16 protein-coding genes and 1 tRNA gene are annotated in these 19,963 nt (G+C 45.6%); 12 read left to right on the top strand and 5 right to left on the bottom strand.

What is annotated here, in order from left to right; genetic code table 11:
* Nucleotides 1-33: 33 nt before the first annotated feature.
* Together ACQ4M5_RS29075 and ACQ4M5_RS29070 are read right to left on the bottom strand one after the other, a co-directional pair.
* Nucleotides 34-405 carry a transposase gene (locus ACQ4M5_RS29075; RefSeq protein ID WP_430679271.1) on the bottom strand — a complete coding sequence of 124 codons (372 nt, stop codon included), beginning with the start codon at nt 403-405 and terminating at the stop codon, nt 34-36.
* Between the two features lie 138 nt (nt 406-543).
* Entirely contained in the window at nt 544-1,323 is a 780-nt protein-coding gene (locus tag ACQ4M5_RS29070; protein ID WP_430679270.1) for a hypothetical protein, read from the bottom strand.
* A gap of 274 nt (nt 1,324-1,597) precedes the next feature.
* On the opposite strand from ACQ4M5_RS29070, the gene ACQ4M5_RS29065 reads away from it, so the two are divergent.
* From ACQ4M5_RS29065 to ACQ4M5_RS29055, 3 genes are all read left to right on the top strand, one after another.
* Nucleotides 1,598-2,437: a hypothetical protein gene (locus ACQ4M5_RS29065; protein ID WP_430679269.1), complete on the top strand. Its 840-nt coding sequence runs from the start codon at nt 1,598-1,600 to the stop codon at nt 2,435-2,437.
* 125 nt (nt 2,438-2,562) lie between these two features.
* Complete coding sequence (locus tag ACQ4M5_RS29060) at nt 2,563-3,243, top strand: hypothetical protein (protein WP_430679268.1); 681 nt, start codon at nt 2,563-2,565, stop codon at nt 3,241-3,243.
* Nucleotides 3,244-3,488: 245 nt separating this feature from the next.
* Nucleotides 3,489-5,807: a TIR domain-containing protein gene (locus tag ACQ4M5_RS29055; RefSeq protein ID WP_430679266.1), complete on the top strand. Its 2,319-nt coding sequence runs from the start codon at nt 3,489-3,491 to the stop codon at nt 5,805-5,807.
* A gap of 280 nt (nt 5,808-6,087) precedes the next feature.
* On the opposite strand, the gene ACQ4M5_RS29050 is transcribed toward ACQ4M5_RS29055, so the two are convergent.
* Nucleotides 6,088-7,245, bottom strand: coding sequence for an Arm DNA-binding domain-containing protein (locus ACQ4M5_RS29050; protein ID WP_430679265.1), 1,158 nt, complete (start codon nt 7,243-7,245; stop codon nt 6,088-6,090).
* 247 nt (nt 7,246-7,492) lie between these two features.
* A tRNA-Thr gene (locus ACQ4M5_RS29045) sits at nt 7,493-7,565 on the bottom strand.
* A 157-nt stretch (nt 7,566-7,722) separates the two neighbouring features.
* Between ACQ4M5_RS29045 and ACQ4M5_RS29040 the strand changes: the two genes are divergently transcribed.
* Entirely contained in the window at nt 7,723-8,478 is a 756-nt protein-coding gene (locus ACQ4M5_RS29040) for a hypothetical protein (RefSeq protein WP_430679264.1), read from the top strand.
* A 1-nt stretch (nt 8,479) separates the two neighbouring features.
* Here ACQ4M5_RS29040 and ACQ4M5_RS29035 read toward each other — a convergent pair whose 3' ends face one another.
* Nucleotides 8,480-9,940, bottom strand: coding sequence for a hypothetical protein (locus ACQ4M5_RS29035; RefSeq protein WP_430679263.1), 1,461 nt, complete (start codon nt 9,938-9,940; stop codon nt 8,480-8,482).
* A 98-nt stretch (nt 9,941-10,038) separates the two neighbouring features.
* Between ACQ4M5_RS29035 and ACQ4M5_RS29030 the strand changes: the two genes are divergently transcribed.
* From ACQ4M5_RS29030 to ACQ4M5_RS28995, 8 genes are all read left to right on the top strand, one after another.
* Nucleotides 10,039-11,079, top strand: a complete 1,041-nt coding sequence (locus ACQ4M5_RS29030) for a WD40 repeat domain-containing protein (RefSeq protein ID WP_430679261.1) — start codon at nt 10,039-10,041, stop codon at nt 11,077-11,079.
* Between the two features lie 106 nt (nt 11,080-11,185).
* Complete coding sequence (locus ACQ4M5_RS29025) at nt 11,186-11,773, top strand: fasciclin domain-containing protein (RefSeq protein ID WP_430679260.1); 588 nt, start codon at nt 11,186-11,188, stop codon at nt 11,771-11,773.
* 347 nt (nt 11,774-12,120) lie between these two features.
* Nucleotides 12,121-12,630, top strand: a complete 510-nt coding sequence (gene fldA, locus ACQ4M5_RS29020) for a flavodoxin FldA (protein WP_430679259.1) — start codon at nt 12,121-12,123, stop codon at nt 12,628-12,630.
* An 85-nt stretch (nt 12,631-12,715) separates the two neighbouring features.
* Nucleotides 12,716-13,423 carry an alpha/beta fold hydrolase gene (locus ACQ4M5_RS29015; RefSeq protein WP_430679258.1) on the top strand — a complete coding sequence of 236 codons (708 nt, stop codon included), beginning with the start codon at nt 12,716-12,718 and terminating at the stop codon, nt 13,421-13,423.
* A 100-nt stretch (nt 13,424-13,523) separates the two neighbouring features.
* Nucleotides 13,524-15,077, top strand: a complete 1,554-nt coding sequence (locus tag ACQ4M5_RS29010) for a bifunctional pantoate--beta-alanine ligase/(d)CMP kinase (protein WP_430679257.1) — start codon at nt 13,524-13,526, stop codon at nt 15,075-15,077.
* A 283-nt stretch (nt 15,078-15,360) separates the two neighbouring features.
* Nucleotides 15,361-17,496 (top strand): zinc metalloprotease HtpX, encoded by a 2,136-nt coding sequence (locus tag ACQ4M5_RS29005; protein ID WP_430679256.1) that lies wholly within the window; start codon nt 15,361-15,363, stop codon nt 17,494-17,496.
* A gap of 560 nt (nt 17,497-18,056) precedes the next feature.
* Nucleotides 18,057-18,521 carry an RNA recognition motif domain-containing protein gene (locus ACQ4M5_RS29000; protein ID WP_430679255.1) on the top strand — a complete coding sequence of 155 codons (465 nt, stop codon included), beginning with the start codon at nt 18,057-18,059 and terminating at the stop codon, nt 18,519-18,521.
* Nucleotides 18,522-18,587: 66 nt separating this feature from the next.
* Entirely contained in the window at nt 18,588-19,913 is a 1,326-nt protein-coding gene (locus tag ACQ4M5_RS28995; RefSeq protein ID WP_430679254.1) for a hypothetical protein, read from the top strand.
* The last annotated feature ends 50 nt before the right edge of the window (nt 19,914-19,963 follow it).

The following is a 19,963-nucleotide window of genomic DNA, read 5'->3' as shown; positions in this document are numbered from 1 at the left end:
AGGAAGAGAAAAACTTTAGAAAAGTAGATCAAATCAATCTAGAGATCGCACCAATTCTTGCAGTAGTTCTGACTCCTCCTTCATAGCTTTACGAATCCGAGCAATCATAGAAGAAGCCGTATTTTTACTCACTCCAATTTCTTGAGCAAGTCGGCGAACACTAATTACTCTAGATGAGTTCATCACTAATTTAAGGGCATGAAACCATTTCTGTAAATCTACATGGGTCTGATGAAACAGAGTGCCCACTGTAACGCTATACGATGTAAAACAATCGTTACAGTGATACCTTTGTTCTGACTTAAAAGCTGCTGCATTGGTTGAACCACAATACGGACATTGAGGCTTTCCGTTCCAGCGAATGCTTTCTAGCAAATGCAAATATTCCTGATGAGCTTTTGACATAGCGCAAAGAATCAAAATTGAGCTTCACGCTAATCAAAAGCCCAATCTGTCCCCTGTTACGCAGAACATCAGGTTAAATCAGTCACGTTCGACAATTCACACCGAGTTTTAGACGTTGTATCCTGTCTCTTTTAAGACTTAAAACAGCAAATCGCGTAATTCTGCTTCGCCTTCGATGCCTTGAACGAGAATGCGATCGTACCTCCCTCGTCTGACTGGAATATTGATAATCCACTCGAAGCTGTCCGCTTGCCACTGCTCATATGGCTCGAAGCGGTAGTCCAACGTTTCAAACCAGCCACGCATCTGTTGAGCCAGAGCGAACGCACGACATTGCTCAGATACCATCCCTCCAGGAAGGGCAAGAGAGGGTTGTGCTGTGAGCCTTGCCATTTCGGTGCGGATACCTTCGATCGTCGGCAATCGTTCTAAGCGATCCTGCACTTGGGCAATCTGACGATGAAGTGAGTTGAGTTGTTGTGTTGTCAGAATATCTGCTGGAGTGCGGGTGCGTTTCGCGATCGCAATAAACACCGTCGCAAACTGATAGAACTCCTGCCGTGCATCAATCCCTAATGCCCGTAGTTCATGACCCAATGCAGCCCCTTCGAGGAAACCCTCTCCTACTTGCAGCAGAATTGAGAAATTATCTTGTCCCCAAGCAGCTTGCAAAGCTTGACGAATTTCGGGCTGACGAAACAGTTCCAATACGGCTTTGGGTTTCCCAACCCCATACTCAATCAGCGTGTAGGCATAGACCCCACTGAAATCCGCAGGAGGGCTATCCGGACTGAGATTGAACTGCTTCAGCAGCCGAATCACGGTTTCGTTTCGCTCTAATTTGTTCCGCAGCATCGTAGTAGGATTGACGATACCAGTAATGGCTTGAATCAGCACGGTGAAATCGATCGGGATCACGGGGCAGCCTCGAAACAAACGCCCCTAGACTAACCGTTCTAATTTCAGGTTGCCAAGATCAAAAATATAAAATTTGATACCTATATTACTGAGAGCAAGTGGTTTGAGCAATGTCTTCTCCTCAAATCTGCACAACTCACGCGATCGCAACCGAGCTATCGTGTGGCAAAACTGATGGTCTATGGATTGCAGTTCCTGACCAACCAAGTCGCTACAAGGTCAAACTAAAGGCAATATTATGGAGGTGTGATTGCAGATTCACAATCGTCAAACTATGCCAAATGACTCAAACTCACCCCTGATTTTCCCGTGTCCCTCAAATTACTGGGCACTGGCTTGCGATGGCAACTATCCTTCCGTGATGGATTGTTTGATGCACCCTGAATCGGTGCAGTCTTTCCTATTTGCCGCTGGAAACCCTGAGCCTTCTGATGAGGTCGCGACGGAACCTTGGGTGACGATCGCAGCAGAAATTTTGATCCGCGACGAAACCCATGCATTGGTGCTCTGTCGTGAGCAGGATAACCTGAGCGATCGCCCACGAGTAGGAATTGTGCGCTTGGATATGCCAGAGACAACGCTGCGCTGGGTGGATGAAGGACTGCCAATTCCAGAGCCGTGGTTGAGCCGATTGGAAGCGGCAAATCTTGTCCCGCCACCTAGATATCGCACTGGAAGTCGTATTCAACGGGAAGTTCAATCAGACGTGACAACCCAGATCGTGTTGCGGTTTATCCAATCCCAAGAATTGGACGTGTTGCGATACATCGACTGTGGAGAGGAAATTGATGAAGATGTAATCGCAATTCCGTTTGAGAGCATTGCAGCTTATCTAGACCTGGATCACAGTGCAGCATTGGCTCGATTAACCCATCTTGAAGATCACAACTTATTGGTTTCTCAGTACGAGATTGGCAGGTTGACAGAAGATGGGGAAATGGAGTGGTCAGCAATTCCCTCTGGGCTAGCTTATTTGTCAGTGCCGTTTCATCAAGCGGTTTCGCCTGATTTTCAAACTCAGACCAGTGCGTTGGATTCGACACCAGCAGGGAAGCGGAAACGACAACAAGGAATCAAGCAACTTGAAGCAGCGCTCCAATCCTACCCTCAGTAATGCTGAGAGCCTTGTTCTGTGATCCAAGTTCATTAGCTTTCAACCTAAAAAAATCTGAATTCATTCAGGGTGCAATACCTTTATGCGTGAAGATCTTGGAACAAAAGACTGAGGCACTGGGTTTTATGGTGTGGCGTACCAACTTGGGAGAGCGTGTCCTGCAAGGCATCGAAGCAGAAATTTATTTAACTGCGGTACAGCATTCAGTTGAATACCTTCAAGAAAGCCTGGACTTCGATGAGGTAGAAGTTAAAACGGGCGATCGCATCTTTGACACCGCTCGTACTACTCAGAAAATTGTTTTACTTCATACCTGTCTGACAGCCTTGCTTAATCCAGAGATTGAAGCTCCACCACTCACAAATGTTACCGAGGCTGCTGCTTATTACCCATTTGCTTTCCTAAAGCTGCGGGTTGGAGACGAAATCATGATGAGTCAGGAAGTGTGGTCTGATCAGGAAGATGAAGAAATCAAATATTACTATCGTCGCTTAATTTGGAAAGCATTCGAGGAATATCTTCTTCCAGCATGGCAAGCAGGCAGTGAGGAATTTGGACCGAACGAGGAGCTAGATAATTTTGACGATCGCTCTGACAACCTCGACCTCTGGCGCATTGTGATTGATGAGCTTGCCGATCGCATCTTTTGGGATCGAGACTGGCAAATTAAAGTGATGCTGGAATCACCCGATGACCTTGATGCTTCGTTGGGCTTAGAGGAATACTTCACACTGCATCTTCCACCTGTTAATGCTGAACAAGTTTCCGATGCCCTGACCGAAATTAAGCAGCAATCCTCACCTTAAAAGCTTTTGTACTAAAAACTGAGCTTCAATTCTAAGTCGCTAACGAGAAAATCAGGGTTTTAGACACTTAGTTCTTCAAAAATGGCAAATCTATATGAGAATTACTGGCTGTCGAGGGGATCAGGACATGTGATCGCAGCATCTTTTATCTTCTGAACAACTGAAAGTCATTAATTTAACTTAAACGATTGCCTGCATCGCTTTTTTCTTCGCTAAACTGACGTAGAACAATTTACGCATCAATTATGACTGAGGAACCGATTAAGGTTTTCTTCTCTTACTCGCATCGAGATGAGGAGTTGAAAGATGAGTTGGTGAAGCACCTGAGCATTTTGCGGCGTCAAGGTGTAATTACGGAGTGGCACGATCGCATGATTATGCCGGGAAGTGAGTGGAGTCGTGAGATTGATGCTTCATTAAATTCGGCGGACATTATTCTCCTAATGGTGAGTTCGGATTTCTTAGCATCTGATTATTGTTGGGGTGTTGAGATAGAGAAAGCTTTACAGCGGCATGAATCAGGAGAGGCGTATGTGATCCCTGTGATATTGCGTCCTGTAGTTTGGCAAGATGCACCGTTTGCAAAACTTCAGGCACTGCCTAAGAATGCAAAACCGATTACAAAGTGGAAAGATCAGGATGAAGCGTTCTTTGATGTGGTGCGTGGAATTCAGATAGCAATTGAGACACTCCTGCAAGTAAGAAATCCCCGAAGAGGACTAAAAGATCCTAGAAAAGAACGGCTAGAGGCTTCACGAGGGGGGCTACAAGCTGAATGGAATTTGAGAGTCGAAAAGTTAGCGGCTCTGCGTCAGGCTCTAGCTATCGAAACAAGTGTCGCCATAGAGTTTCAATTAAAAAGACAGATTCAGATGGAAGAAGAAGCGCTATTACACTTAGAAAATAATCTAGCCAAAATGGAGCAAAACTCGTTAACTAGTGAGGCGAAGTCCCATGTAGTAGAGAATCAAACTGAATTTCTGCAACGAGAAAAGCGATCTCTTCAGCAGAAGATTGAAGAAGAAAAACTTCTAGAACCTGAAGTTTCACCAATTATTTCTCCAGTTTCTACTGTGTATCAATTAAGTCAAGTTTTCATATCTTCGGGCATTCCAACCATTACATTTGTTGAGCCTGAACGTTTTGCTAAGATTAAACTCGCTCTACAATCTGGTGGTGGAATTGTTCTTGAAGGTCCATCAGGTATAGGAAAAACAACTGCTTTACAAAAAGCTCTTGAGCAAATCAGTTCTCCACTACAACCTGAGTACCTGCGTGCCCGAAAACACATTGAAAAAATCCGAACTGTAGAAACATGGCACCGAGGACTTGCTGTAATTGATGATTCACATGATCTCAAAGCAAATGATCTCTTCTTGATAGCAGATTATCTTAAGCGCTTAGCTGATGCTAAGGGCGATCCCAATGATGAACTTGCTAATAGGACTTTAGTAATTTTAGGAATTCCTGAAACAGCAAATCGACTGATTAAACTTAGATTTGATCTCACTATGAGAATTGAACCATTCAAACTAGGAAGGGTGAAAGACAAAACAATTGAAAGCATGATTAAGAAGGGTGAAGATGCCCTGAATATTGTGTTCTCTCAAAAATTAGAGATCATTGCTAAGGCTAATGGCAGTCTAAATTTAGCTCAATTACTCTGTCAGGAGATTGCTTTGTCAGCAGGAATTGAACAGACTCAAACAGTTCCCCGAAGTATAAGCTCTGATTTGGATGAAGTTATCTCCTCTATCATGGAAAACCTGGCAGATAAATTTGAAGAATCAGTTCGCAAATTCCTGTTACTAGGAGGACGCACTGACTCTACCTCTGTGACAATCTTAGAAGCATTAGCAACTAGTAATAATGGTGTTCTAGAACTTCAGCGTTTGAGGGATTCTAGTTCTGGTTTAGAAAAAGCAATCGATAATTTCATAGCGTCTAATTATTTACCCAATTTATATAGAGACTCACCTGAAATCAGCAGATTTATATGTTTTCATCCAGAACCCTCAAAGCTCATCATCGATGATCCTCAACTAACTTTCTATCTTCGTCAACTTTCTGAAAGTGGATTCTTACAACAAATGGCTAATAAAGCTAGTTCTGAAGTTCGTAATAAAGTCTTTGTAAGCTACAGCCACGCTGATGAAGCTAAATTAGACTTTTTTGATCGTATTCTCACTCATCTGAGACCTCTGGATAGAGATGGAGCCATTGATCTATGGAGCGACAAGAAGATTAAAGTTGGTTCATATTGGAAGCATGAGATAGAGAAAGCTTTAGATTCTGCTAAGATTGCCTTGCTTCTTGTCAGCGCAGACTTTCTTGCGTCAGATTTCATTGCTAAAAATGAGTTACCTCAATTACTAGCCGCCGCTAAAGATAAGGGCACAATCATAATCCCCATTATCCTTAGTCCCTGTAGATTGCCAAAAAATATTTCAGAGATTCAAGCTGCTAATTCTCCGTCAAAAGCTCTAACATCAATGAGTTACCATGAGCGAGAAGAAGTATTTTCAATGATTGTAGAAATTATTGAAGAATACCTAGCCTTGTAACGAGTTTAAGAATCAATATTGCATCAAAAAGCTTTGAATCAATTCAAGAAACTTAGTCATATGTACGTGCAAATTCGATGAATTCTCTAGCTATGTTTTTACTGTACTAAATAGCGGCAGTTTTTATTCTGAAGCTTTTGTACTAAAAACTGAGCTTTCAAGCCTAAGTCCTAACGAGAAAATCAGGATCTCAGACACCTAAATTCTTCAAAATGGCAATTGCGAATTGGCAAGGAGTTGAGGAATAGGCAGATGCACCCTATCAAACCTAACTGATCCGTTAAAGCTCAGGTACTTGAATGTGATCGGTCGGTTTGGCGTAAACGCGATCGATCATTTCTGGTGAAGTTCCCACCCATTTAGCAATCTGGATACTGGGAATGTCTGCTGCACGACAGAGACTACAAAAGGTGTGCTTGGTTTGATAGGGATTGCGGTATTCGATATCCGGTAATGACTTTAGTACAGTCATCCAAGCTCGATTAGTAAAGTTGTGCCAATCAATCAACTTCCCTTGTCGGCTCGGAAAGACCAAAGCCTCTGGATCACATTTGAATGGTCGAATCGCCTTTAGAATTGCTGCAAGCTGAGCATTGACTGGGAACTTGCGGCGCTCCTGCGTTTTCAGTCCTTTTTTCAGCACTAGCCCAGCCCGACCGCCATAAACTAAGGCTCGCTCAAAGGTCACGTTGGCAGTTCCAATATGCTTCCATTGCAAGGCGACAGCTTCGGAAGGTCTACAGCCTGTGTAAAACAGAAACTCGACCAGTGGAGCATAGTATTTGTAGTAGCGATTCTCTTTGAAGGCAGCAATGATGCGATCGCGCTCCTCTTTCGTGAATGGATTGATTTCCTCCTCTTCTGTGCCCGTCTTTTTGACGATGATTTCTGCTGCCATGCCATCAAAGGGATTCGAGTCCAGCAACCCTGATTTTCTCGCCCACTTGCAGCAAGCCGAAAGTTGAGTAAGAACACGTTGGGTCGATTCAGCCGGGACATGACCCGATAACCAATCAAACACCGCTTGGGCATCATTGGGCGATTTATGAGGACACCGTTCTAAATGATTGGCAACCCAACCATACATTCTGACGGTCGAGGGGGATTTACCCGGTTTTCTGACCTCAACATACTGTGACCAGAGATCGGGTAATGCTGGCATTGCCGTGGGTAAAGGCGTAGCATCTTCAACCGTTGTGAGCGCTGACTGCGGTTTGTACTTCTGATAAGTGGGGTCAAACTCGCCGTACTCGATATCGCGCTGAATTTGAAACGCTGTCTCTTGGGCTAGTTTGCGATTGAGTGGGGTATTCGGCAAGCCTGTCGCCATGAAATGGCGTTTCCCGCCATGCGTAAAAATGATTCGCAGATAACCACGGCGATCGCTCACTTGAACTGACCCCGCTTTTGCCTTTCGTCGAGAATTTTTGGCGTACATGAACGACCTCCGAATTGCTGAAGTGCGTTGACGTTCAGAATCATAGGGGGCAGTTAAGACACTAGTACTGAATTTTTATGACTTTTCTGATCTCAACCCGGATCACAATCTGGATCACAATCCGCGTCACAATCTCACCTAAACTCACCCAAAAATAACCATCGTGTTTTTGAGGGGTTTCCAAAAAGCTGCTCCCGGCAAGGGCTAGAAGCCTTACCGGGAGCGTGAAATGCTTGATTTTATTGAAAGCTGGTGACAAGACTCGAACTTGCGACCGGCTGATTACAAATCAGCTGCTCTACCAACTGAGCTACACCAGCGTTGGCATGAAACATTGTATCAGAAGATTTCAGAATCGTACTACTTTTCATCAAATCGAATGGAAACCTCTCTATGAGTAGAGCGAAATCCCCGCCAGATGATAGAGCGGATTTATTGTTACATTTTCTAAAATTTTGGATAAATCGCAGCAGTTTTATGGGTGAGAACAATATTATGGTCGCCAACATTCAGGTTAATCGCCTCAGCCAACTTACCACCGAGGAATTGAAAGCCGAACTCTTGTCGCTGGTTCACGATCGAGATTCTGATCCGCTGAATCAAAAGGTTGCCTACGCGAAGAATGAACTGGCTCCTTATTTTGAAGAATTGCAGCAGCGGAATCCCTATCCAGCGGTTGAGTCTCAGGTTCCGATCGTGCTGGGGGTGTGGACTCCGGTTTGGTCTACGATTCCGTTCCATGATGTGTTGCCCGGTCGTTTGCACGATTGTTCCTATCAGATTTTCTTGGAGAATGGCTACTACGCGAATATTGCGCGGTACGCACCAGGATCGAAGTCTAAGCTGCTTGAAAAGTTCTCTTCAATTTTGGCTGCTTATGATTTTATGGTGATGCAGAAGTTTGAGATTCGGGATGGAGAGTGGTTTATTCAGAACGTGGCGATCGAACAAACTTTGCGATGGAGAGCGATTCCGTTGACGATCGAGCGGGCTGAAGCTTGGTTCCATAAAGTTCTGGAGTCACGCTGGAATGAATTCACTCAGAAGACAGCACTGCCTCAAGAACTAAAGCTTGCCAATGTCGATAAGACAACGTTGAAAAAGCTAGAGAAGACCTATCACGCAACTCCGAAGTTTGAGCATGTGTATGTGGATGAAAATCTGCGGATTGTGAAAACACAGCGAGAAGCGAAACAGCGTCCTTCTTACACGATCGCAGTTCGTCGGAAGTAGTTCAATTCAGTTCTGCCGTCGGATCTGGCTCTGGTAAAGGAATCAGAGGGGGTTCTGACGGCGGAACGGGCTGAGATCGTAAGACGATCGCGCTAATGATTAGCGTGAGAACCGGAAGACCGATCGAGACTACACTCTTTAAGCTGGCGTTCATTCCTAGAAGATATTGAGCGCTGCTGGATAGACCAAAAGCAAGCGTCGTTAAGCCAAAGATACGGGATTGTGGAACTAGGGCAGCAAAGGTAATCAGAATCGAACAGTACCACGGCATCAACCAAGAGGTTGCAAAGAGGAAGAGAAACAATGTTGTCCAGCCCATCTCTTCAATCAGCATTTGAGGCGTATTGTTCCAACGCTTGTCGCTGCGCCAGAGTTGCCAACTGTAAAAGAGGAGAAATCCGACGAGTGTAAGACTTGAAAGGGTGTTCAGAATAACGCGCTGGTCGGCAAGGGCAAGATTTTCTGGGGTGAAGATTCTGACGAGATCGAGAACGAACTTCGCGATCGACATCAGTGAAGATTGGTACTGACCTGCAACTCCTGGATTGAGAATACTTTGCCAAGCGGCAAGATCGGGCATGACGGTAAACCAGAGTCCAGTGACGATCGCGCCTGATGCTGCGATCATTGCCAGTAACCAACGCCAATGACCTTGACGCAGTAATGTCACTGCGACCCAAGGTGCCCAGATAATCGGGAGAGTTTTGCTGAGAACACCGCCCCATAGAGCAACAAATGCCAGCCAAAATCGTTGTTTTGTAAAAGAGATTGCGAATAGAACTAGACTGGTTGATACTAAAATATCAACATGGGCAGAACTAACCTGCTCCATCAGTAATAGAGGATGTAATAGATAAGCGATCGTGATTCTGCCACGCTCCGGAATCGGAAGCCAACGCCAAATGACATAGCCATTAAATAGATGTAATGCTAAACAGACTAGCTTAAAAACGTGAAGCGCAACGATTGGGTGAATTGGAACAAATAGAGCAGAGAATGTAAATAACGCTTGGGAGACAAGACCATAGGTAGAAGTCTGCCCCCAATCTACATACGGTGATAGCTCTGTTACATAAGAAGCTGCACGAATTAAATAAGGATTAGCTCCACTCAGATTCATCAATCCGGCATGGAGATAAAGATAAGTGTCATTGCCCAGCGGATAAGCAACAAAAGCAGCAATCCAGAAAAACGAAGTTTTCAGAAGAATTGTGCGGAAACTCCAGGTCGAATGTAGCCACGACGAACTGAAGAGATTGGCTAACCAAATCAGATAGACGATCGATAAAAGCAGGTAACTTCCCCCGACTGCCAATTGCGTTCTTAGATCAGGAAAAGTCGCAAACTTTCGTCCACCTGCTAAAACGTAATAGAATTTATCCACCCCTAAATACAGCAAAACAACGCTGAGAAAGGTTGTTAGCATGAGGGCGATCGTGGTCAGTGCCCGATTTTTGTTCACTTAATCTTTAGAATTGGTTAAATTCTCACCAATATAGCACTGACCTTTTAGGGTGCGATCGCGCCTTGGACAGAATCACCAAGTCGAGAGTAAACGTGTTGCAAAATCGCTTCGTTCAAAAATTGGGGATTGCCAGCGTCGCACTCGTCGCACTTTTGACGGTGATGTTTTTTCTTCTGCAACCTGCCACCTCGTCACGCTTGGGACGCAAGGTTTGTATTCCGATCTACGCAGCGGATATGGTGTGTTTTGGCAAACCGGAACTGTTAACCGAAGAAAAACCTACGGAAATTGAAGTGAGTCCGAGTGGAGCGATTTTGGCAGTCGGACACGAGCAAGCGATCGAGCTTTGGGATTTGAAAACGCGACGCAAATTACCGAGCTTGATCGATCATACGGATCTGATTAGCGCGATCGCGATTAGTCCCGACGAAAAGATTTTAGCAAGCAGCAGTTTAGACGGAACGATTAAGCTGTGGGATTTGCCGAATCGCCGATTGTATTCGACTTTGAATGCGGGCAGAGCTTCTGAATTGATGTTCAGTCCTGATGGTCGAAGTTTGGCAAGTTCGAGCGCGGTTAGACGTTGGGCAGATGGCGCATTTAGTCCGGTGGGAGTACAGGTTTGGGATATTGCCAGTCGTCAGCGAATTTATACGATCGGGGATGAGCCAATTCGAGCGATGCAATTTAGCGCAGATGGGCAATTATTGGCAACTGGAGACGGCACGAAAACAGAAGTTTGGCAGATTCAAGACGGCGATCGCTTAAAAGTGCTCGATTCGGGCGAAGTGACAGGATTGGTCTTTTGTCAGGATGGGCAGACCTTGATTACGGGGAGTAGTCGGCTCAAACTGTGGGACTTGAGAAATGGTGAGTTACTGAGAACGTTTGATGCGGGTGCTTCGGATTTAGCACTGAGTCCAGATGGGCAGACGTTAGCCACAGCGGCGGGGGGAGCGGTTCATCTGTGGCACTTGTTGGGAGAGCGATCGCTCGGATCAATGCTTGCCTCGCCCTTTAGTAGTTTATTTGTGCGGTTTGCGCTGGGAGGACAAGCGATCGTGGCAGCAGGAACGGACGGAATTCGGATTTGGAGTGATCCGAATGCGATAGGCTCGGCTCAGCGGCAATCGTAAGTTTTAACATATTTGTCGAGACTATTTTATCTACCGAGAGACTGTTGAGGTTATTTTGCGGTCGTATTAGCGTATCGATGGCTTTTACTAAAAGGACAGGGTTTCAATGTTTGCTCGATTTCGTCTCTTCGTTTCATTGATGGCGATCGCAACCTCACTGACTATTGTTTCGCAAAGCGCGATCGCTCAGGCTCCCACACCAACACCTAGCCCTACACCCACAACGAGACCCGCCCCGGTCAATACTCGCAATCTAACCGTTACCCAACTTTTGCAGGAAGCCTCTCGTGCAGGTCAATTCACGACTTTGGCAGCAGCGATTCAAGCAGCGGGAGTCGGAAGAGCGATTCAACCTGGTCAACGAGTCACAATTTTTGCGCCAACGGATGCGGCATTTGCGACGCTTCCTCCGGGAACTGTAGAAAAACTGGTCGCCCCTCGAAATCGGGCATTGCTGGCACGAATTCTGGCATATCACGTTGTACCGGGCGAAGTGACCTCGAAACAGCTCCGCAACGGGAATCTTAAGACCTTGGGCGGTGGTGTTTCAGTCGATGTCACTCCAGGGCGCGTGATTGTGAATGATGCTCGTGTGGTGCAAGCGGATCTTTTGGCTTCTAATGGAGTCATTCATGCGATCGATCGAATTCTTTTACCGCGTGAGATTCGTCAGCAGTTGGGATCGTTGAAATAACGATCGGTTAAATTACCAATGAATTGAAAAGCTGTGGTGCTGCAAAAGTAGGATGTTCTACTTGAACTAGCGCCACAGCTTTTTAAGCTTTTAACTCTCTTAATTTGATCTGATACTTATTCTCAATAACCTGGTATCGTATCTATAAAGTGAACGGCTTCAGATAAAGGTTCAGACAGCTTCAGCTTTGGTGCAATTCCTCCTTATTGTCCCAGAACTGGAGCTTTTTTCTGTCTCAATTCCCGATTTTACAGAATTTGATCCTAAGTAAATGGGAATAAATCGCATTAATGGTGATACACTCTGTGTTGAGCTTATTGAGAGTAGTTGTCAATTTAGAGAGTAGAATGGCAAAAATTGGATTGTTCTACGGAACACAGACCGGAAACACACAAACGATCGCAGAAGCAATTCAGCAAGCCTTCGGAGGTTCAACCGTTGTCAACTTGCACGATATCTGTGATGCAAGCCCTGAAGATTTTGAGCCGTATGGATACATCATTGTTGGCTGTCCAACTTGGAACATTGGTGAACTACAAGCTGATTGGGAAGGCTTTTACGATGAGCTTGACGCGATCGACTTCAACGGCAAAACCGTTGCTTACTTCGGCTGCGGAGATCAAATTGGCTATGCAGATAATTTCCAAGATGCAATGGGGATTTTAGAGGAAAAGATTTCTGAGCTTGGTGGTAAAACCGTTGGCTACACCCCGATTGCAGGCTACGAACACAGCGAATCTAGAGCCGTTCGAGGGGATCAATTTTGTGGATTAGCGATTGATGAAGACAATCAATCTGATCTGACTGACGATCGCATTACTGCCTGGGTGAATCAATTGAAAAGAGTATTTGTGTGATTCGATCTCAATCTATCCGGAAGCCTGATGAAAATTGGGCTTCTACTTGTTATCTTCAATGCAAATCAGTGTTTAGGAGCGCACCATGAATGCTGTCCCGGATGTCGTTTGGATCAGTGCAAGTGCTGGAGTCCAAGCGTTCGATCGACCTTTAATTCGCTATCTTTCTAAACAAACGACGATCGCACAATGGCAATACGAGCAATCCCCCGATGAACCCAGTTCACTCTCTACGGCTGTAGAACTGTTTCATCAGTATTTAGACACTCAACCAGAACCCGTTCATATTGTAGGTCATGGCATGAGTGGCGTAGTTGGACTACTTTATGCTCGTTGCTTTCCTGAGCGAGTGAAGTCTCTATCTTTGCTTAGTGTTGCTGCACAACCCGCCATTACCTGGCACGCTCATTACTATGTACAACGGAAATTACTCCCTTGTAGCCGTCAGCAAGTTCTAGCACAATCTGTACGATCGCTCTTTGGCAAAGATTTACCCTTTCATCCTCAAGCCTTTGTTGCATTGCTCGATCGGGATTTAGATACTTCCCCAAACTTACACTCACTCTATGAATTAGTTCAGCTACCGAAAGGGGGTGTAGATGTTCCGCTGTTTGTAGGTGCTGCAAGAGATGATTCAGTGATTGACAGACACGCTCATGCTCAATGGAGCCGAATGTTAAAGTTAGGCGATCGACTGTGGCGCTGTCCAAGTGGCAAACATTTCTTTCACTTTTTCCACCCAGAGTCAGTTGGCAATCAACTCTTTCAGTTCTGGCAAATGTCCATTCAGTAGATTGCAAATCGAAATTTAAAATCCATCGCTTCCGACTGCAAACAAATGTCTAAGGATTCACTAAACTTAGATAGATTTGTACAAATAGGGATGGAAGATTGTGCGCCTGTTTACGACCGTTGCGGGATTGCGGTGCTACTTAAAGTTACAGCGACAACACTCGATCGCGGCGGATACGGTGGAATCGTCGATCGGTTTCGTCCCCACAATGGGCGCATTGCACCAAGGACACCTCAGTTTAATTGAACGAGCACGGCAAGAAAATACGATCGTGGTCGTCAGCATTTTCGTCAATCCTCTACAGTTTGGACCGAATGAAGATCTGAGCCGATACCCTCGGACTTTGGAGCGCGATCGCAGTCTTTGTGAACAGGCTGGAGTCGATGTTATTTTTGCTCCCAACTCAAAAGAAATAGGAGTTGATCCACCGACTCCGACACGAGTTCAACCGCCAGAAGAATTGACCTCTGGACTCTGTGGCGCATTTCGTCCAGGGCATTTTGAAGGCGTTGCCACGATCGTGACGAAACTTTTCAACATTGTGCAGCCCGATCGCGCTTATTTCGGGCAAAAAGATGCTCAACAATTGGCAATGATTCAGCAATTTGTAAAGGACTTAAATTTGCCGATGACGATCGTGCCTTGTGCGATCGTGCGCGAAGAGAGCGGTTTAGCCCTAAGTTCCCGGAATCAGTATCTCTCCGATGAAGAAAGATTAAAGGCAACTGCGCTTTATCGAGGATTGTCACAAGCTGAAAAACTGTTTCGATCTGGAGAGCGTGTAAGTGCTACCTTAGTTCAGGCAGTGAAACAGGAACTCGAAAAAGTGCCTGACCTGCGACCGGAGTATATCGAACTTGTTGATCCGATGACGCTGAAATCATTAGAAACTGTGACCGATGAAGGGTTGTTAACGCTGGCTGCGCGGCTAGGTTCGACCCGTCTGATTGATAACTGTACACTGCGCGATCGTCGTCCGATGATTGCGATCGATGGTCCTGCGGGTGCGGGAAAATCCACGGTTGCAAAAGCGGTCGCTGCAAAATTAGGTTTGTTTTATCTCGACACAGGAGCGATGTATCGAGCGCTCACCTGGTTTGTGCTGCAATCGGGTGCGGATCTAAACGATGAACCGACCGTTACAGAATTGGCGCATCAGTGTGAGATCGATTTCCAAACCGATACGGCAACCCCGATCGTCTATGTGAACGGTCAAGATGTGACTCAAACGATTCGCACTCCGGAAGTAACGGCTCATGTTTCAACGATCGCGGCTCAGGCAGCAGTGCGAGAAGCATTAGTGAAGCAGCAGCAAAATTATGGTCGGCGCGGTGGAATTGTCGTGGATGGTCGCGATATTGGCACTCATGTGTTTCCAAATGCGGAAGTGAAGATCTATTTGACCGCTTCGATTCAAGAACGAGCACGTCGGAGACAGCTTGATCTGAAGAATTTGGGACAGCCGGATGTGAACTTGGCGGAATTAGAGCAAGCGATTTTCGAGCGCGATCGTAAAGATAGTACTCGTGCAATTTCACCGTTACGGAAGGCAGCGGATGCGATCGAAATTCAATCGGACAATCTCAATGTGGATGACGTGCTGAATGTGATTGTGACGCTGTATCAGGAGAAAACTGCTCCGGTTTCGATCTAAAGCGGGGCATTTAGGAGATTTATCGAAAACAAATTACCCGCTGTCTTCGGCTTCGCTCAGTCAGCTAGAGATCGCGTCCTGAGCGAAGCCGAAGGGCAGTCTTTCAAGCGGTAAGCTCTTTCGTAGAAATCTCCTTAGACCTCTTGCATCACTCTCACCGAATAGAATTCGCCAGGACAATTGAATTGAAAACCCGTGGAAGTCCAATCTGCGGGTTTTTTCATGCCAGGTTTTTTAAATTTTTGAATGGGTACTCTAGAATCGCTGTCATTCAGGGAACCCTATGTCGTCTTTTTCGGAGTCCGCTTCTGATCTGACTGCACTCGAAGCAGGACTAACCGCGCTTCAGAAAGGGCAAACAGAGAACGCGATCGCACATTTCACCAACTTCCTCAGTGCTCTACCCGCAGATCATCCTGATGCGCTCAAAGCCAAGATGGGATTGGTACAGGCTCATATTAAAAATAAAAACCTTGATGCAGCGATCGCGCTCTGTCAAGACCTGCAACAGAGCCAGCACGAAAAAGTACGATCGTGGGCAACCCAAATGATGGCAAAGCTCACTCCGGTCGATTCTGGATTTGTTCCCCTCGATCCCACGACTCAATCCATTCGACGTAAAAGAGTTCCACAAACCTCAGAGATTCAAGCCCCAAACGTTTCAGAACCAGAATCGATCGAGCAATCTATCTCACCCGAATCACCGCACGTTTGGAAAAATGCTGGACGCGCTCAACGTTGGAACCCGCCCCCCCACCTAAATCCATCTCGATTACAGTGGGCAGCCCTTGGAAGTACGATCGCGCTCTTTGCCACGCTTTGTCTAATTCACTGGGTCGCAAGCTCAATCTCGTGGGCGCAATACGCGATAATGACGCGGCTATTCCGTCAGACGACTGAACTACCTGATCAATCGATTCCAGTGCTGCAATTTGGGCTTGGTCTGCTTATTCTGTTTGTCGCGTCTCCGTGGATTTTGGATGTAATCTTGACTGGGTTATATGGATTAAAACCGCTTTCGACTGGCGCGATCGCTCGTCACAGTCCCGAAACACATCGCTTAATCCAAAGATTTGCCCAACAGCAAAAAATTCCCATTCCGAAACTTGGAATTCTGCCAACTTCAGCCCCGATCGCGATAACTTATGGTTGCTTACCAAAATTTGCTCGAATCGTCGTAAGTCAGGGATTTTTAGATAGTTTGAACGAGGAAGAAATTGCAGCAATTTACGCGGGCGAATGCGGTCATATTGCTCACTGGAACTTTGCTATTTTGTCGCTGATTAGTGTTGTTTTACAAATTCCCTACTCGATTTATCATTTACTGTCGATCGCTAGTGATCGACTCCGAAAAATTAAGCTAAATCAAGCGCTCTTATCTAAACTCGTTCAAATGGGTGCGGATATTTGCATGATTTTTTCTGCGATCGCATACAGCTTTTTCTGGATATTCCGCTGGTCAGGATCATGGCTTTCAAATCAGCGAATGGAATATAGCGATCGTACTGCTTGCAATCTCACTGGAAATCCGAACGGACTCACACGCGCTTTAATTAAAACAACGATCGCAACGGCTCAAATTATTAAGCATGAAAAACAGACACATCCTTTACTAGAAAGTTTTGAACTTCTGAATCCTGTTGGATATCGGAACGCGATTCTAATTGAAGGATTATTCGATCGAGTTTCTTTATCGAATCTATTTCAGTGGGATTTTGCCAATAAAAGTTTCTCACTAGGAACTCGACTCGAAAAACTCATGAATTATTGCGAACTATGGCATCTTGAACCTGAGTTAGAAATCAATTCTGTTCCAGCTAAACGGAAGAAACAACTCCTTCAATTTGCGCCGATCGTTGGGAGTTTGATCGGATTGTCGATCGCATTCATTCTCTGGCTGATTGCTCAAGCGTTATTTGCAACTGGAAACTTCAGATTCAATTGGATAGCAAGCGATTACAGCCTATTTCCAAGCTTTGCCTTAATCGGATTTGGAATCGGTTCAATCATTCGTTTCAATCACTTTTTTCCAGAATCGCGCAATCCTGAAACTGATTTAATTCACCTTTTTACTCGCTCCGATTTGACTTTAATGAATAGCCCAGTCGTCCGATTAGAAGGAACATTAATTGGTCGATCGGGAGCCGCGAACCAACTCGCACAAGATCTATTCCTTCAAACTGAAACCGGATTAATCAAGCTCAATTACTGCTCCCAATTAGGTGCGATCGGTAATCTTCTACGCCCGCTTCCGATTGGACAAACCGCGATCGTAACCGGATGGTTTCGCCGTACTGCCACTCCTTACATTGACATCGACACGATTAGAACGAGATCGTTGATTCGAGCAGGACTGCCAAACTGGTCGCTTACCATTGCGATCGCTGCCATTCTGCTTGGTATCGCTCAAATCCTGTAAAGAATAGTTGCATTTTTCGTAGCCATAGTGTTACATTTCTTCACAAGGAGTCCAACACATTCTGAAGGTGGCTCAGTCGATCCATCGAATCGGCTTTAAGAACTCTCAGCTTCAGGTTTTTCTCCTCCCAACACAGCAAGCTGAACCAGTCGATCCATCGAATCGGCTGGTTTTTATATCGTCTTAATCTCCACCGATCTAACGATCGAAATAGCACTCAAGGGGGAAATTACGCACTTCGCTCGAATCTGATAGACGAGCATGATACCTTTAAGAGTGGCGCATATCCTGAGGACACAGCCACCAAGCTGCTTAACCTCAATCCTCCAGTCATTTCCAAACACTGAGGGCAATGATCGGACGCGCAAAACTTCCGGGTTCTGCTGAAGAACTTTGGAAGATGAGCAAACCGATCGCAAACCCGTGTAAGGTTGGCGAGCGAGGGAACGGGAATGTCTGTAAAAGACCATCCTGAGCCAACGAAAACAGAGTGTCACTGAAGAGACGTATGGTAAGCGTCGAAATCATGTATTAGGATCAAAGTCTGGAGGTGTCTCGATATGTCAATTCGTTTGTATGTGGGCAACTTGCCCGAAGATTTAAGTCGGCAAGACCTCGAAGCGGCATTTGCGGATGCAGGCGAAGGAGTCTCTGCAAAATTGATTACCGATCGTAAAACTGGAAAGTGTCGCGGGTTTGGCTTTGTCACCGTGAAGTCTGATGAATTGGCGGATCAGTTCATCGAGAAATATAACGGTGTCAGCATCAAAGACAACCCGATCAAGATCGAAAAGGCACTGCCCCGATCAAAGGATGGTAAAGACGAAACAGCTTCTCCGGCTCCTGCTGGCGGTGCATCGTCTGGCGGGAAGCGCAATAAAGGCGGCGGTGGCGGCAACAATAATAAGTCGCGCAAAACGTCCACTTCTTCCTCAGATCCGGATTCGGTTCAACCTGATCCGCGCTGGGCGCAAGACCTGGAAAGACTCAAGCAAATGTTGGCAACCCAAACAACCAATTCTTAGGTTTGCCGTCTGTCGTTTGATCACGGGAACCCTAGAAACATCGTGTTGTTATAGGGTTTCGTGTCGATGAAGCGTTTGAACGATCGAGCATTTCACATCCTCCAGACTGAGGTTCGGCGATGTCTTGATTCCGATGCAGTAGGGCAAGTTCAAATCGAGCTTGCCCTTCGTCGTTTGGAAAGATTGCTATCGCAGTCAGGAACACCCGCTACTGAAGCAGAATTAAAAGAAGCTATCTTTGATCTGCTACCGAACTTCAATCCCAAAGTTTTTCACCAGGCTGCAAAAGCGAATCGTCCTCCATCTTTCTTTTGGTTCGGACTGAAATTAGGAACAATAGCGATCGCGCTCTCTACAGGTGGAATTTGGCTTGTAAATCGTCCAATTCCCTGGATTCGCTATTCGGTTATGGAAGTCGCGCCTTTTCTGCTAACTCCGAGTTACATGGCAATGGATCACAATTACCGACAAGCGATCGCGCTCGTTGAACAATCAGATCAATTAGTAAACAATGCGACCGCTTTTGAAGATCTCAATTTAGGAACGCAGAAAGTTAAAGCGGCTCAGAAGCATTTAGATCAATTGCCTGCTTGGTTTTTGGGACATTATCCCGGTGAGTATTGTGAATGGGCAAGATGTAGCTGGCGATTCACGATCGACGAATTTAAATCCGCTCGTGAAGATGTTGCCCGAATGGAAGCGAAACTATTTCAAGAGAAAAACGCTCAAACCCGCTTCGAGCAAACTGAGCAAGCATTAGGAGAAGCCATTCGTGTAATTCGAGATGGTGCAACCGGACAAACTCGAACAAGTGCGATCGCAGATTGGCGTTCAGCAATTGATTCCCTTAATCAACTTCCCTCTTCTACACTCGCGGGACGGCTTGCCCAAAATAAACTATCAGCAACCGAACGCGACTTTCGAGAAATTGTTGGATTTCAGGCAGATAGCGATCGGAATAGTCGATTGATTGAAGTTGCAGAAATTATTGCCAATGCAGCGAAACAGAACACGAAAAAAGCGCCAATGTCGCTGATTCAATTGGAGCAAGTTCAAGACAGTTGGAAAAATGCGATCGCGAAATTAAAGCAAATCCAACTCAATGATCCAGACTATGTGCAATCTCAGAATCGAATTGTTGAGTATGAGCAGAGTTTGAATGCGATCAAAGAACGAATTCAGTATGAGAAAGACTCGATTCAAGCTTATGAGACTGCGGAGCGAATGACCGCGAATTTGATTGAAAGGGCTGATCCGAAAAACGTCGATCGAACTTATGTTCTGGGAGAGCTTCGGAGAATTATCGCTCAACTTGATAAGGTGAAACCGAATACGACTGTTTACGGCAAAGCTGAGATGATGAAAGTTTCCGCTGAAAAACGAATGAAGTAATTTCTTATTGCTGGTGCATTATTCATGAGGTTGTGAGTTTTGGCGTATTC

The sequence above is a fragment of the Leptolyngbya sp. AN10 genome, assembly GCF_050565645.1.
In the GTDB taxonomy this organism is placed as follows: Bacteria; Cyanobacteriota; Cyanobacteriia; order Leptolyngbyales; family Leptolyngbyaceae; genus Leptolyngbya.
Note: the sequence above shows the minus strand (reverse complement) of the source record. Positions and strands in the feature narration are given on the sequence as shown.